We start from the raw sequence: 14,974 nt of genomic DNA on the forward strand, positions 1-14,974 counted from the left end.
CGGCGCGCCGACTCGTGACTATTCATCCTGTTGTATAGTTATGCGTATGGCAATTTCTGTGGCAGTCTCCGGAGCATCGGGATACGTGGGCGGCGAGGTGCTGCGCGTGTTCAGCGAGCATCCCGATGTCGAGTTCGGAGCCCTGACGGCGCATTCGTCCGCGGGTGACCTGCTGGGCGTGCACCAGCCGCACCTGCGCAACCTGGCCGATCGCACCATCGTCGAGACCAGCGCCGAGACCCTCGCGGGGCACGACGTGGTCGTGCTCGCCCTGCCCCACGGCGCCTCGGGCGCGATCGCGGCCCAACTTCCTCCCGAGACCCTCGTCATCGACTGCGGTGCCGACCACCGACTCGCGAGCGCGGAAGCGTGGGCCGAGTACTACGGCGGCGAGCACTCGGGTACGTGGCCCTACGGCATGCCCGAGCTCATCACCGCCGATGGTCACCAGCGGGACCGCATTCCGGGTGTCAAGAGGATCGCGGTGCCTGGCTGCAACGTGACCGCGGTCACGCTCGCGCTTCAGCCCGGCGTGGCAGCCGGAGTGGTCGACCCCACCGACATCGTCGCGGTGCTCGCCAACGGCTACTCGGGCGCGGGTAAGAAGCTCGCGACCAACCTGCTCGCCTCGGAGGGGCTGGGAGCCGCCTCCGCCTACGGCGTCGGGGGCACGCACCGCCACATTCCCGAGATCGTCCAGAACCTCGGCTCCGCGGGCGGCGAGGACATTCGAATCAGCTTCACTCCCACCCTCGTGCCGATGGCGCGCGGCATCCTCGCGACCACGACGGCGCCGCTGGCCGCCGGAATCAGCGCGGACCAGGTGCGGGACGCGTGGGAGAGCGCCTACGCCGACGAGCCCTTCGTGCACCTTCTCCCGGAGGGGCAGTGGCCCACCACCGCCGCGACGCTGGGCGCCAATACGTGTCTGGTGCAGGTCGCGGTCGACGAGAAGGCCGGCCGCGTCATCGTCATCAGCGCGATCGACAACCTGGTGAAGGGCACCGCGGGCGCGGCGCTGCAGTCGATGAATCTCGCTCTCGACCTGCCAGAGACCACCGGACTTCAACTGAGGGGAGTCGCTCCGTGAGCGTCACCGCCGCACAGGGCTTCGCCGCATTCGGCGTCGCCGCTGGCATCAAATCCACCGGCGCCAAGGACGTGGCCGTCGTCGTCAACGAGGGGCCGTCGAAGGTCGCCGCGGGCGTCTTCACCACGAACCGCATCGAGGCCGCACCAGTGACGTGGTCGCGCGAGGTCGTCTCGGACGGCCGCGCAGACGCCGTGATCCTCAACTCGGGCGGCGCCAACGCGTGCACCGGGCCCGAGGGCTTCGTGGACACGCACCGGACCGCCGAGCACGTGGCCCAGGCGCTCAGCGCCTCCGGCCGCGAGGTGGGTGCCGGTGACGTCGCCGTGTGCTCCACGGGACTGATCGGCCTGCGCCTCCCGATGGACACCCTGCTCACCGGCGCCGATGCGGCCATCGTGGGCCTCTCGCACGACGGCGGGGACGCCGCGGCAGAGGCCATCATGACCACGGACTCGCGGCCCAAGAAGGCCGTCGCGGGGCGCGACGGGTGGACCGTTGGGGGCATGGCAAAGGGCGCGGGCATGCTCGCCCCTGGCATGGCGACCATGCTGTGCGTCGTCACTACGGACGCCAAGATCGACGCGTCTACCGCGAAGGCGGCCCTCGCATCGGCCGTCTCCCGCACGCTGAACCGCGTCGACTCCGACGGCTGCATGTCGACCAACGACACCGTGCTGCTCATGGCGAGCGGCGCGGCGGGGCAAAGCCCCGACCCGAGCCAGTTCGAGGCGGCTCTCACGGAGGTGCTCGCTGACTTGTCGCGACAGCTCGTTGCCGATGCCGAGGGCGCGAGCCACGACATCGCGGTGACCGTCGAGAACGCGACCACGGAGGCGGCAGCCGAGGAGGTCGCCCGCGCGATCACCCGCTCGAACCTCTTCAAGGCCGCGATCTTCGGCGAGGATCCGAACTGGGGTCGGGTGATCTCGGCCGCGGGTACCGTCCCCGAACACGTCGCGCCCTTCGACCCCACCCTCATCGATGTGTCGATCAACGGCGTCCAGGTATGCCGGGCGGCAGGAGTCGGCGATGACCGCGACCTGGTCGACCTGACCGGCCGCGAGGTCACCGTGGTCGTCGACCTGCACGCAGGCGACGCCACCGCGACCGTTTGGACCAACGACCTCACCCACGACTACGTCCACGAGAACAGCGCATACTCCTCATGAGCCACGACATCGACACTCCGGACCTCACGCCCCAGCAGAAGGTGGGCGTCCTCATCGACGGCATGCCATGGATCGAGTCCTTCAAGGGCGCGACCGTGGTGATCAAGTACGGCGGCAACGCCATGATCGACGACACCCTCAAGAGGGCCTTCGCCCAGGACGTGGTGCACCTGCGGCTGCTGGGTCTGTACCCCGTGGTCGTCCACGGCGGCGGGCCGCAGATCTCCGAGATGCTGAACAAGCTCGGCATCGAGTCCGAGTTCAAGGGCGGACTGCGGGTGACCACGCCCGAGGCCATGGACGTCGTGCGCATGGTGCTCACCGGCTCCGTGTCCCGCGAGCTCGTCGGGTTGATCAACGACCACGGACCGCTCGCGGTGGGGCTGTCCGGCGAGGACGCCGGGCTGCTGCAGGCCAAGCGCCGCCACGCCGAGATCGACGGCAGAAAGGTCGACGTGGGCCAGGTCGGGGACGTGGTGAAGGTCAACCCCGCAGCCGTGGAGGACATCATTCACGCCGGCCGCATCCCCGTGGTCAGCACGGTCGCCCCCGACATCGACGATCCCACGACGGTGCTGAACGTGAACGCTGACACCGCAGCGGCCGCCATCGCGGTGGCTCTGCGCGCTCGCAAGCTGATCATGCTGACCGACGTGGAGGGGCTGTACGCGAACTGGCCCGACCCGAGCTCGTTGGTGCGACGCATCCACGCGACCGACGTCGAGAAGCTGCTGCCGAGCCTCGCGGCAGGCATGGTGCCCAAGATGGAAGCGTGCCTGCGCGCAGTGCGCGGCGGTGTTCCCCAGGCCCACATCATCGACGGGCGCGAGCCGCACTCGATCCTCACCGAGATCTTCACCTCGCGCGGCATCGGCACCATGGTGCGGCCCGACGACGTGGACCTGTGGTCCGCATGAGTGAACTGAGCAGCCACGGCGAGGCCGGCCTCGAGAAGGGCCGCGTCGAGACCCAGCGCTACGAGCACTCGCTCATGGGCACCTACGGCACCCCCCTGCGCGCGCTGGTGCGCGGCGAAGGCTCCTATGTGTGGGACGCCGACGGCAACAAGTACCTCGACCTGCTGGGCGGCATCGCCGTCAACGCGCTGGGCCACGGCCACCCCGCCTGGATAAACGCGCTGACTACGCAGGCCGGCACTCTCGCCCACACCTCGAACTTCTTTGCGACCGAGCCGCAGATCGCGCTCGCGGAACGGCTGCTGGGCCTGGCCCACGCGCCCTCCGGGTCGCGGGTGTTCTTCTCCAACTCGGGCGCGGAGGCCAACGAGGCCGCATTCAAGATGATGCGCAAGACCGGCCGCGGCACCGTCATCGCGCTCGAGGGCGGGTTCCACGGCCGCACCATGGGTGCGCTGGCGATGACCCACAAGCCCGCGATCCGCGAGCAGTTCGCCCCCATGCCCGGCGGTGTCGTGTTCGTCCCCGCCAATGACTCGGATGCGCTGCGCGCCGCGGTGTCGGCGGCGGGCGACGATCTCGCGGGAATCATCGCCGAGCCCATCCAGGGCGAGGCTGGCGTGCGGCCGCTCGACCACGAGTACCTCGCGCTGATTCGCACCCTCACACACCGCGCGGACGCGCTGATGATCCTGGACGAGGTGCAGTGCGGCGTGGCCCGCACGGGCGCCTGGTTCGCGCACCAGCTTCACGGCATCCAGCCCGACGTGATGACCCTTGCGAAGGGCCTGGGCGGAGGCTTCCCGATCGGCGCGGTGATTGCGTTCGGCGAGCGCGCCGGCACCCTGCTCGGCAAGGGCGAGCATGGCACCACGTTCGGCGGCAACCCGCTGGGCGCGGCCGTCGCCCTCGCGACGCTGCATGCGATCGAGGACGAGGGACTGCTCGGAAATGCCAAGGTTCTCGGCGAGCACCTCAAGGACCGGCTCGGTTCGGTCCCCGGGGTCGTCGAGGTGCGCGGTGAAGGGCTGCTGCTGGGCATCGGCCTCGCGGCGCCGGTCGCGCCCGACCTGGTGCTCGCGGCGCTGTCCGCAGGCTTCATCGTCAACCCGCCGTCGCCCGACACCGTGCGCCTGGTGCCCGCGCTGACGCTCACCACCGCGGAGGCGGATACCTTCATCGACTGGTTCGCCGGCTACGCCGCGCTCCACCCGTTCGTCCCGGAAGGCGACCGCTGATGGCCCGGCATTTTCTGCGCGACGACGACCTCACGCCTGCCGAGCAGCGAGAGGTGCTCTCTCTCGCTCTCGAGTTTCGCCGCGATCGCTACAAGGTTCAGCCTTTCGTGGGCCCCAAGGCCGTGGCCATCATCTTCGACAAGCACTCGACCCGCACGCGAGTGTCCTTCTCCACCGGGGTCGCGGAGTTGGGCGGCTACCCGCTCGTCATCGACTCGCAGAACTCTCACATGGGCCGCGGCGAGTCCGTCGCGGACACCGCCCGGGTGCTCGAGCGGCAGGTGAGCGCCATCGTGTGGCGCACCTACGGCCAGGACCGCCTCGACGAGATGGCCGCCCACTCCGCCGTGCCGGTCGTGAACGCGCTCACCGACCAGTTCCACCCGTGCCAGATCCTTGCCGACCTCGCCGCTATCGCGGACGAGCGTGGGGGAGTGGGTGCGCTCCCCGGTCTCGTCCTCGCCTACGTGGGCGACGGTGCCAACAACATGGCGCACTCGTACCTGCTGGGCGGAGCGACCGCGGGCATGCATGTGCGCATCGGCACCCCCGAGGCCTACCTGCCGGACCAGGCGGTGGTGGCGCGCGCCGAGGAGATCGCGGCGTCGACCGGCGGCTCGGTGACGGTGACTTCCGACTTCGACGAGGCCGTGACCGGTGCGGATGTGGTGGCAACCGACACGTGGGTCTCGATGGGCGACGAGGCGCAGAAGGCCGAGCGCATGGAGGTGTTCGGCGACTACCAGATCAACGACCGCGCTCTCGAGCTCGCGGCGCCAGGCGCACATGTGCTGCACTGCCTGCCGGCGTACCGCGGACACGAGATCACGGGGTCCGTCATCGACGGCGAGCAGTCGCTCGTGTGGCTCGAGGCCGAGTATCGCCTGCACGCTCAGAAGGCGCTGCTGTGCTGGCTGGCGGACCGATGACCCCGCAGACCATCCCGGCGACCAAGGCCGCGCGGCAGGCGCTCATCCGACGCCTGATCGAGGCCGAGCCCATCCGCTCCCAGAGCGAGCTCGCGATCCGCCTCGAGGTGCAGGGCATCACGGTCACGCAGGCCACCCTGTCGCGGGACCTCGTCGACGTGGGCGCCGTGAAGGTGCGCGGCCACGACGGCCACCACGTGTATGCGACCGCGGACACGCTGTCCGCGGGTGAGGGCACTGATCAGCGCCTCACGCGACTGTGCGGCGAGCTGCTGTTCAGCGCCGACGGCTCCGCCAACCTCGCCGTGATCCGCACGCCGTCGGGCGCCGCGCAATACCTGGCCAGTGCCATCGACGGCCACGACGATCCCGACATCGTCGGCACGGTGGCGGGTGACGACACCCTGATGGTGATCTCTCGCGAGAGCGACGGCGGGCTGAGGCTGGCCCGACGATTCTTGGATCGCGCGGCACGGGCCGTCCACTAGACGGCCCGCAGCACGAGCCGCGCGGTCCCAATAGACCAGCGCCGCCGCCTGAGCGGTGCACACAGCAGGATCTGACAGAACACGACGACACACGAGGAACGGACAGACATGAGCGACAAGGTGGTGCTCGCCTATTCGGGCGGGCTGGACACGTCGGTGGCGATCGGCTGGATCGCCGATGCGACCGGCGCCGAGGTCATCGCGGTAGCGGTGGACGTGGGCCAGGGAGGCGAAGACCTCGACGTCATCCGTCAGCGCGCGCTCGACTGCGGCGCCGTCGAGGCCTACGTGGCCGACGCCCGCGACGAGTTCGCGGAGGAGTACTGCATGCCGGCGCTCAAGGCGAACGGCCTCTACCAGGACAAGTACCCGCTGGTCAGCGGGCTGTCCCGACCGGTGATCGTGAAGCACCTCGTCGCTGCCGCGCGCAAGTTCGGCGCCACGACCGTCGCCCACGGCTGCACCGGCAAGGGCAACGACCAGGTGCGCTTCGAGGTGGGCATCACCTCGATCGCACCCGATCTCAAGTGCATCGCACCGGTGCGTGACCTCGCGCTGACCCGCGACAAGGCCATCGAGTACGCGAGCCGCCACCAGCTGCCGATCGAGACCACCAAGTCCAACCCGTTCTCGATCGACCAGAACGTGTGGGGCCGCGCCATCGAGACGGGCTTCCTCGAGGACATCTGGAACGCGCCCACGAAGGACGTCTACAGCTACACGGACGATCCGGCCTTCCCGCCGGTGCCGGATGAGCTGGTCATCACGTTCGCCCGCGGCATCCCCGTGGCGATCGACGGCCAGGACGTGACGCCGCTGCAGGCCATCGAGCAGCTCAATCGTCGTGGGGGCGCGCACGGCATCGGGCGCATCGACATCGTCGAAGACCGCCTGGTGGGCATCAAGTCCCGCGAGGTCTACGAGTGCCCCGGCGCCATCGTGCTGATCGAGGCGCACCGCGAGCTCGAGAACGTCACCCTCGAGCGCGAGCAGATGCGCTTCAAGCGCGGCGTCGAGCAGCGCTGGAGCGAGCTCGTCTACGACGGCATGTGGTCGTCGCCCCTCAAGAAGAGCCTCGACACGTTCGTCGAGGACACCCAGGAGTACGTGAACGGCGATGTCCGCATGGTGCTGCACGGCGGGCGGGCCACCGTCACCGGGCGCCGCTCGGACACGGGGCTGTATGACTTCAACATGGCCACCTACGATGAGGGTGACGCGTTCGACCAGTCGGCCGCCCGCGGCTTCATCGAGATCTACGGCCTGGCTGCCAAGCAGGCCGCCGCGCGCGAGGCGCGCTTGAAGGGATAGTCATGTCCGATCAGCAGTCCGGTCCCGCCAGCGCGGCGGGCGATCACGGCACGAACGAGGGCTCCCTGTGGGGAGGCCGGTTCGCTGACGGCCCGGCACAGGCGCTCGCGGCGCTGTCGAAGTCCACGCACTTCGACTGGCGCTACGCGGACGATGACCTGCGGGGCTCGATCGCGCACGTGCACGCACTGCAGCGGGCCGGACTGCTGACCGATGACGAGGCCGAGCGGATGGTCGCCGGGCTCGACGGTCTTCGTCACGACGTCGCGGCGGGCAAGGTGTACGCCGCCGAGTCCGACGAGGACGTGCACGGGGCCCTCGAGCGCATCCTGATCGAGCGCATCGGCGCCGACCTGGGCGGCAAGCTGCGCGCGGGTCGGTCGCGCAACGACCAGATCGCGACGCTGTCGCGCATGTACCTGCGCCGCCACGCCCGCGTCATTGCGTCCGGGGTGCTCGACGTGGTGGACGCGCTGCTCGAGCAGGCCGACCGCCACCTCGACGCGCCGATGCCGGGCCGCACGCACTTCCAGCACGCCCAGCCAGTCACGCTGGGCCATCACTTGCTTGCCCATGCGTGGCCGCTGCTGCGCGACGTGGACCGCCTCACGGACTGGGACGCCCGCGCGGCGTACTCGCCTTATGGTGCCGGCGCCCTCGCGGGCTCGACCCTGGGCCTGGACCCGCAGCATGTCGCGAACGAGCTCGGCTTCGTGGGCGCCAGCGAGAACTCGATCGACGCGACCGCATCACGCGACGTGGTCGCGGAGTTCTCGTGGGTGGCCACCATGATCGGTGTCGACCTGTCGCGCTTGTCCGAAGAGATCATCGCCTGGGCGACCGTCGAGTTCGGCTTCGTGGGGCTCGACGACGCGTATTCGACCGGCTCGAGCATCATGCCGCAGAAGAAGAACCCGGACATCGCGGAGCTCGCGCGCGGCAAGGCCGGCCGGCTGATCGGGGACCTCGCGGGGCTGCTCGCGACCCTCAAGGGGCTGCCGCTGGCGTACAACCGCGACATCCAGGAGACGCACGAGCCCGCGTTCGACGCTGTGGAGACACTTGAGACGCTGCTGCCCGCGTTCTCCGGAATGGTCCGCACCCTGGTCTTCCACGAGGCCCGCCTCGCCGAGCTGGCCCCCGCGGGATTCTCCCTCGCGACCGATATCGCCGAGTGGATGGTCAAGCAGGGCGTCCCGTTCCGCGTGGCTCACGAGGTCGCGGGCGCGTGCGTGCGGCTGTGTGAAAAGCGCGGCAAGGAGCTGCACGAGCTGACTCCCGAGGAACTGACCGCCATCCACCCGCAGCTGAACGAGCGGGTGCTCGAGGTGCTGACGGTCGAGGGCTCGCTCGCGGCCCGCGACGGTGCCGGTGGCACCGCCCCCGCTCGCGTGCTGGAGCAGGGCAAAGCGGCGCGGGCGCGCGTCAAGCACTTCCGCCCCTGGGCCGCCGCGTCTCACTAACAACCTGCGCCCACCCTCCCGTGTCCGGCACTGGTGGTCGTTTAGCGGCCGTCGAGAGTCGCTGTCCGGCACTGGTGGTCGGGCCGTGCCGGACAGGACGCGCCGACCGCGTGTAAGCGACAATGAGTGCCGGACGGGGGCACGCCGGCGCGCACCTGGCAGGATGGGCACGATGACCGCCCTCGACGACGCCCGCGCACGCCTTCCCGCGATGCTTGACGATGCGCTGCGCCTCATCGAGTGCGAGTCCCCGTCCAACGACACGTACGCGATCGAACACAGCGCGGACGTCACCACGCAGGTCCTCGGCGCCGTATTCGAGGCAGCGGGCCTGCCCGCAGAACCCGAGCGGATGGTCGTCGACGGCGTCACCCACCTGCGCTGGAGCTTCGGCGGCCCCACCCGCGTGCTGCTGCTGGGACACCACGACACCGTGTGGCCGCACGGCACTCTCGACACCCACCCGGCCCGCATCGCCGACGGCGTGCTCACCGGCCCCGGCTGCTTCGACATGGCCATCGGTCTGGTGCAGGCGGCGCACGCGGTCGCGGCGCTCGCTTCACAGCACAGCGGCACTGCCCAGGCGGCCGATGCGGTCGCTGGGGTCACGCTGCTCGTCACCGGAGACGAGGAGGTGGGTTCGGTCACGTCTCGCGCCCTCCTCGAAGACGAGGCCCGGGACGCGGACGCGGTGCTGGTCCTGGAGGCCTCCGGACCAGGGGGCGCCCTCAAGACCGAGCGCAAAGGCGTCTCGCTGTACAACGTGACCGCCCACGGCCGCGCGGCCCACGCGGGGCTCGACCCCGAGCGGGGGATCAACGCCGGGCTCGAACTCGCCCATCAGCTCCCGGCGATCGCCGCGCTCGCCGCCGGCGACACCACGGTCACTCCCACGCGCGGCACCATCGGGACGACCGTCAACACCGTGCCCGCGCAGGCGAGCGTCGACGTGGACGTCCGCGCCACCACCGCGGCCGAGCAGCAGCGGGTCGACACGGCGATCCGCGCTCTCGCTCCCGCCATCGAGGGCGCCCGCTTGAGCGTCACCGGCGGTGTCAACCGCCCGCCGCTCGAGCTAGAGATGGCCGAGGACCTGTTCGCCGTAGCGCTACGGCTCGCGCCCGCCGCTGGCATCGAGGACCTGCAGCAGTGCTCGGTCGGCGGTGCCTCCGACGGCAACCTGACCGCGGGCCTGGGCGTGCGCACGCTAGATGGCCTCGGCGGAGTGGGCGGAGGGGCACACGCGGACGACGAGCACGTGGACGTCGCCCACGTCCCGCACCGGACCGCGCTGCTCGCGCTGATGATCGCCGACCTGCTTGACGGCAGCAATGAGGACCGACCGTGACGGTAGCGCCCGACCCGGCCCGCGCGTCGGCCGATGCGCAGGCGGCAGCCGCGCGCGCCGGCGTCACCGTGCGTCCCCTCGCCACCGCCGAGATGGGGGACGCCGCAAGCCTGCTGGCAGCGATCTGGGGCACCGCCACGATCGAGCCGCCGCTCATGGTCGCGCTCGCCCACACCGGGGCATACGTCGCGGGTGCGTTCGAGGGCGAGCGGCTCGTCGGGGTCTGCGTCGGCTACTTTTCGACGCCGCTGGGCGAGGCGCTGCACTCCCACGTGGCCGGCGTCGACCCGGCCGCGGGCAGGCGGGGGATCGGTCTCGCGCTCAAGCTGCATCAGCGCGCCTGGTGCCTCGAGCGGGGGCTGACCCGCATCACGTGGACGTTCGACCCGCTGGTGTCGCGCAACGCCTCGTTCAACATCAACCGGCTCGGCGTCGCCATCGCGGAGTACCTCGTCGACTTCTACGGGCAGATGTCTGACGGTGTCAACGCTGGGCAGGGGAGTGACCGCTTGCTCGCGAGTTGGCCGCTGGACCGCGACCTCCCGGAAGCCGCAGCACAGGCGAGCGCCGATGAGGCCGAGCCCCGCGCATCGGCCCTGCTCAGCATCGCTGAGGACGGGCAGCCGCACCCGCACGTGCCGGACCCGAGCGCGCAGTACCTGTCGGTCGCGGTGCCGCCCGACATTGAGGCGCTGCGGCGCGCCGACCCGCACGGTGCGGCCCGCTGGCGAGGCGCCGTCCGCGGAGCACTCGCACCGCTGATCGAGGGCGGCCGCAGCGTCGCCGGATTCCACGACCACCGCTACCTCCTGGAGAACCGCTGATGCAGATCGACCACCTCACCCTGCGCACGCTGCGCATCCCGCTGGTCGCGCCGTTCACGACCTCCTTCTCCACCCAGACGGCGCGGACTGTGCTGACCGTCGAGGTATCGGCGCGGGTCGCGGGCCGAGAGGTCACGGGATGGGGGGAGTGCGGGGCGCTTGCAGAGCCCGTGTATTCGGACGAGTACGCGGCCGGGGCGGCCGACGTGATCGAGCGCTTCCTGGTGCCGCGCCTCGCCGCGGCCTCGCGCGACGACTCGCTCACCGCGGAGACCGTGGGTGAGCTGCTCGAACCCGTGGTGGGACACCGCATGGCGAAGGCAGCGCTCGAGTCTGCGGTGCTGGACGCGCAGCTCAAGGCGTCCGGCACCAGCTTCGCGGACTACCTGGGGGTCACGCGCACCTGGGTGCCGTCGGGGGTGTCAGTGGGAATCCAGGACTCGATCCCGGCTCTGCTCGACGTGGTCGCGGGGTACGTCGACGAGGGCTACCAGCGCATCAAGCTCAAGATCCAATCCGGCTGGGACGTCGATCCCGTGCGCGCGGTGCGTGAGGCACACCCGGACATTCCGCTCCAGGTGGACGCCAACGCCGCCTACACGCTCGTGGACGCCCCGCACCTGCGCCGCCTTGACGCGTTCGAGCTGCTGCTGATCGAGCAGCCTCTCGCGGAGGACGACCTGCGCCAGCACGCCGAGCTCGCACGTCTGATGGCCACTCCCATGTGCCTCGACGAGTCCGTGGTCTCCGCCGCCTCGGCCGCCGACGCGATCCATCTGGGCGCCGCCGCCGTCATCAACATCAAGCCCTCGCGGGTGGGCGGATATCTCGAGGCGCGCCGCATCCACGAGGTCGCCCGCGCATCGGGCATCGCCGTGTGGTGCGGAGGCATGCTCGAGACGGGGCTCGCGCGCGGGGCGAACGCCGCGCTTGCGGGGCTGCCTGGCTTCACGCTGCCGGGTGACATCTCCGCCTCATCGCGGTTCTACACTCGCGATCTCACCACGCCGTACGTGATCGAGGACGGCCACATCTCCGTGCCCACCTTCCCCGGCCTGTGCGAACAGCCCGAGGCCGATGCGCTGGCGGAGTTCGCAGTCGACGCGAGACAGGTCTCGCTCGGCTGAGCCCGTGCCGTCCTGCCGGGAGCGAGGTCGCGGTGTGCGCGGCCTGCGCGTCAGCCCTCGGCGGCGACGGCGATCTCGACGGCGTCCGTGAGGTCCTTGAGGTCCGCGTAGGAAATCTCGAAGACGCTTGCGGGCACGCCGGCGGCTGCCCACAGCTCGCCGTGCTCGGCCAGTTCGGCGTCGATGTAGGTGGGGATCGGGGCGGGGTGTCCGACCGGCGCGACGCCACCGATGGGCTGGCCGGTGGCCTGCCGCACCTGGTCAGGAGTGGCACGGCCGACGGCCTCGACGCCGATGGCCGCTGCGACGACGTCGGTGTCGACACGGTGGGAGCCGGACGTCAGCACCAGGATGGGGCCCTTCTCCGTCATGAAGATCAGCGAGTTCGCGATCGCGCCCACCTCGCAACCCAACAGCGCGGCGGCCTGCGCCGCAGTGTGCGTGCCTTCCGTGAGCTCGCGTACGCGCCCGTGCAGGCCCGCATCGTCAAGGATCGCCTTCACCCGCGCAACGTTGGGATGCATACCGCTACCGTAGCCTGGCCGGGTGACACCGCAACCGATGCCGCCTCTCGTGGTCAGCGTCGCGGAGATCGCCCACCGTGTGCAGGCCGCAGGACCGCGCCTCGGACCCACGCGCGTGGTGCTGATCGACGGGCCGGCTGGCTCAGGCAAGACCACTCTCGCGGCACGGCTGTGGCAGGCACTGGGTTCCGATCCGGTGCTCGGACAGGCCAGCATCGGTGACGACGCGGCGCCACTGCCAGTGCAGGTCCTCCATGCAGACGACATGTATGAGGGTTGGGATGGCCTGCCCACTCTGGGCGACGTGCTCATCGACCAGGTCCTGGCACCCATGGCGCGCGGGGGCGCGGGCAGGTTCCGGGTGTGGGACTGGCACCGCGCGCAACGTGCCGGCGAGGTAGAGGTGTCGCGCCCCGACGTGCTCATCGTTGAGGGGGTCGGCGTCGCGATGCGGCGCGCCCGCGAGGTTGCGAGCCTCGTGCTGTGGGTGGAGGCGTCACCGGCCGAGAGGCTCCGGCGTGGACTCGCCCGTGATGGCGAGGGCATGAGGGACGAGTGGCTCCGGTGGCAGCGCGCTGAGCAAGAGGAGTTCGCGCGTCAAGGCACTCGCGCGGGCGCGGACATCCTCATCGACGGCGACAGGACGCTGCAGCCGTGACCTCTCGCGAGACGCCGCGCCTACTCTGAGAGAGCTCTCAGACTTTCGGCGATAGCGTTTTCTTGTCGCTGGGTATGCGACACACGAGTCGGTAGGACCCCTCGCAAGACGTCCACCCCTCAGCGCCGATTCGTGATTCCGCTCCGCATGCCCAGCGACGCTTTCGTGTCCTGGGGCAACGGCGCCCCAGGACCGTTCGCTCGGGCTGGCACAATGGCTGCACCATGACTGAGCACATCCTTGACGAACTTGCCTGGCGCGGACTGGTCGCACAGACCACCGGCCTCGACGAGTTACGCACCCACCTGGACCACGGCCCCGTGACGCTGTACTGCGGATTCGACCCGACGGCGCCCAGCCTCCACCACGGACACCTGGTGCAACTGGTGGTCTTGCGCCACCTGCAGCGCGCGGGCCACCGGGTGCTCCCTCTGATCGGCGGAGCCACGGGCATGATCGGCGACCCGCGTATGTCGGGCGAGCGGGTGCTCAACACCAAGGAGACCGTGGCGGAGAACGTCGAACGACTTCGATCACAGATCTCCCGGTTCCTTGACTTCGATGGCGATAACCCGGCCCAGATGGTCAACAACCTCGATTGGACCGGCGAGCTCACTGCGATCGATCTGCTCCGCGAGGTGGGCAAGCACTTCCGGCTGGGCACGATGCTCGCCAAGGACACCGTCGCCCGCCGGTTGAACTCCGACGAAGGCATCAGCTTCACCGAGTTCAGTTACCAGGTGCTCCAGGGACACGACTTCCTCCAGTTGAACCGGCGGTACGGCTGCACCCTCCAGACGGGGGGAAACGATCAGTGGGGAAACCTGCTGAGCGGCGTCGAGCTCACTCGCAAGGCCGACGGCGTGCAGGTCCACGCCATGACGACCCCGCTCATCACCAAGGCGGACGGGACCAAGTTCGGCAAGTCCGAGGGCGGAGCGGTGTGGCTGGCTCCGGATCTGATGAGCCCGTACGCCTTCTACCAGTTCTGGCTCAACACGGAAGATGCGGACGTCGCGCGCTTCCTCAAGATCTTCACGTTCCTTGAGCGCGAAGAGATCGAGCGGCTCGAGCGCGCCGTCGCGGACGAGCCGTTCCGCCGGGAGGGCCAGCGGACGCTCGCCTGGGAGGTCACCTCCCTCGTGCACGGGGCCGATGCGACCGATGCGGTCGTGCGCGCATCACAGGCGATCTTCGGTAGAGGCGAGCTGGCAGGACTGGACGAGACCACTCTGCGCGGTTGCGCCGATGCGCTCGGGGCTGTGGAGGTGTCAACTGACACCTCTGTAGTGGACGCGTTGGCCGAAGCCGGCATCGTGGGGTCGAAGTCCGAGGCACGCAGGGCGGTGCAAGAAGGCGGGGCGTACGTCAACAACGCCAAGGTCACGTCGATCGAGGCCCGCGTGGGGGAGCACCCGCCGCTTGCCGGAGGCTGGTACGTGCTGCGCCGCGGAAAGAAATCTGTCGGTCTCGCGCACGTCCAGGCGTGACTCTTCCCGCCCGCTCACGACCAGTACGTGGTTTGCCAGGCATGACGCTGCCAAGAGGCTGTCGACACGCCGGCACGCCACGGATTTGACTTGGCCGTAACTCAGCCGTAATGTTTCACTCGCTGCCAACGACGGAAGCGCTTCTCGGAGGACTGAACAAGGCCACGAGAAGCCCCATGGACAGCTACCCATCGCACACAGATCCGCGGTCGCAACCGCGACCAAGGTGATGTACGATGGAGAGCCCCCTGCGGGATCGGGTGCTGAAGTTCGCCGGCAAGGCGAGTTGACAGCCCGAGAGCAAAGGGGTAAGTTGGCGGGGTTGCCCGGATGGGTTCAGCCAGGTGGAGATCGCACAGAGTGCGATTTGACACGCTGAATGCAGCCGAGTAACT

General features: G+C 69.8%; 14 protein-coding genes. 13 read left to right on the forward strand and 1 reads right to left on the reverse strand.

Annotated features, from left to right (window positions below; all coding sequences use genetic code 11):
- Positions 1–46: 46 nt before the first annotated feature.
- The 11 genes from argC (at position 47) to menC (ending at position 11,907) form a co-directional block, all read left to right on the forward strand.
- Entirely contained in the window at positions 47–1,090 is a 1,044-nt protein-coding gene (gene argC / locus ACNI3K_RS09775) for an N-acetyl-gamma-glutamyl-phosphate reductase (RefSeq protein ID WP_419391707.1), read from the forward strand.
- Entirely contained in the window at positions 1,087–2,262 is a 1,176-nt protein-coding gene (gene argJ, locus ACNI3K_RS09780; protein ID WP_419391708.1) for a bifunctional glutamate N-acetyltransferase/amino-acid acetyltransferase ArgJ, read from the forward strand. Before argC ends, argJ begins: the two co-directional genes overlap by 4 nt.
- The gene (gene argB / locus ACNI3K_RS09785) at positions 2,259–3,179 is read left to right on the forward strand and encodes an acetylglutamate kinase (RefSeq protein ID WP_419391709.1); all 921 of its coding nucleotides are present in this window, start codon (positions 2,259–2,261) and stop codon (positions 3,177–3,179) included. Before argJ ends, argB begins: the two co-directional genes overlap by 4 nt.
- Positions 3,176–4,417 carry an acetylornithine transaminase gene (locus ACNI3K_RS09790; RefSeq protein WP_419391710.1) on the forward strand — a complete coding sequence of 414 codons (1,242 nt, stop codon included), beginning with the start codon at positions 3,176–3,178 and terminating at the stop codon, positions 4,415–4,417. Before argB ends, ACNI3K_RS09790 begins: the two co-directional genes overlap by 4 nt.
- Entirely contained in the window at positions 4,417–5,346 is a 930-nt protein-coding gene (argF, locus tag ACNI3K_RS09795; protein WP_419391711.1) for an ornithine carbamoyltransferase, read from the forward strand. Before ACNI3K_RS09790 ends, argF begins: the two co-directional genes overlap by 1 nt.
- On the forward strand, positions 5,343–5,834 hold the full coding sequence (gene argR / locus ACNI3K_RS09800; RefSeq protein WP_419391712.1) for an arginine repressor: 492 nt from the start codon (positions 5,343–5,345) through the stop codon (positions 5,832–5,834). Before argF ends, argR begins: the two co-directional genes overlap by 4 nt.
- Positions 5,835–5,942: 108 nt before the next feature.
- Positions 5,943–7,145: an argininosuccinate synthase gene (locus ACNI3K_RS09805; protein ID WP_419391713.1), complete on the forward strand. Its 1,203-nt coding sequence runs from the start codon at positions 5,943–5,945 to the stop codon at positions 7,143–7,145.
- A gap of 2 nt (positions 7,146–7,147) precedes the next feature.
- Complete coding sequence (argH, locus tag ACNI3K_RS09810; protein WP_419391714.1) at positions 7,148–8,608, forward strand: argininosuccinate lyase; 1,461 nt, start codon at positions 7,148–7,150, stop codon at positions 8,606–8,608.
- 172 nt (positions 8,609–8,780) lie between these two features.
- Positions 8,781–9,956, forward strand: a complete 1,176-nt coding sequence (locus ACNI3K_RS09815; protein WP_419391715.1) for a M20/M25/M40 family metallo-hydrolase — start codon at positions 8,781–8,783, stop codon at positions 9,954–9,956.
- Positions 9,953–10,780 carry a GNAT family N-acetyltransferase gene (locus ACNI3K_RS09820; protein ID WP_419391716.1) on the forward strand — a complete coding sequence of 276 codons (828 nt, stop codon included), beginning with the start codon at positions 9,953–9,955 and terminating at the stop codon, positions 10,778–10,780. The genes ACNI3K_RS09815 and ACNI3K_RS09820 overlap by 4 nt, the downstream gene beginning before the upstream one ends.
- Entirely contained in the window at positions 10,780–11,907 is a 1,128-nt protein-coding gene (gene menC / locus ACNI3K_RS09825; RefSeq protein WP_419391717.1) for an o-succinylbenzoate synthase, read from the forward strand. Before ACNI3K_RS09820 ends, menC begins: the two co-directional genes overlap by 1 nt.
- Before the next feature lie 50 nt (positions 11,908–11,957).
- Here the strand turns inward: menC and ACNI3K_RS09830 are convergent, their stop codons facing one another.
- Complete coding sequence (locus ACNI3K_RS09830; RefSeq protein ID WP_419391718.1) at positions 11,958–12,431, reverse strand: YbaK/EbsC family protein; 474 nt, start codon at positions 12,429–12,431, stop codon at positions 11,958–11,960.
- Between the two features lie 22 nt (positions 12,432–12,453).
- On the opposite strand from ACNI3K_RS09830, the gene ACNI3K_RS09835 reads away from it, so the two are divergent.
- Both ACNI3K_RS09835 and tyrS read left to right on the forward strand, forming a co-directional pair.
- Positions 12,454–13,089: a nucleoside/nucleotide kinase family protein gene (locus ACNI3K_RS09835; RefSeq protein WP_419391719.1), complete on the forward strand. Its 636-nt coding sequence runs from the start codon at positions 12,454–12,456 to the stop codon at positions 13,087–13,089.
- Positions 13,090–13,313: 224 nt separating this feature from the next.
- Positions 13,314–14,579, forward strand: a complete 1,266-nt coding sequence (gene tyrS, locus ACNI3K_RS09840) for a tyrosine--tRNA ligase (protein WP_419391720.1) — start codon at positions 13,314–13,316, stop codon at positions 14,577–14,579.
- Positions 14,580–14,974: the final 395 nt, after the last annotated feature.

The sequence above is a fragment of the Demequina ureilytica genome (assembly GCF_048553575.1).
In the GTDB taxonomy this organism is placed as follows: Bacteria; Actinomycetota; Actinomycetes; order Actinomycetales; family Demequinaceae; genus Demequina.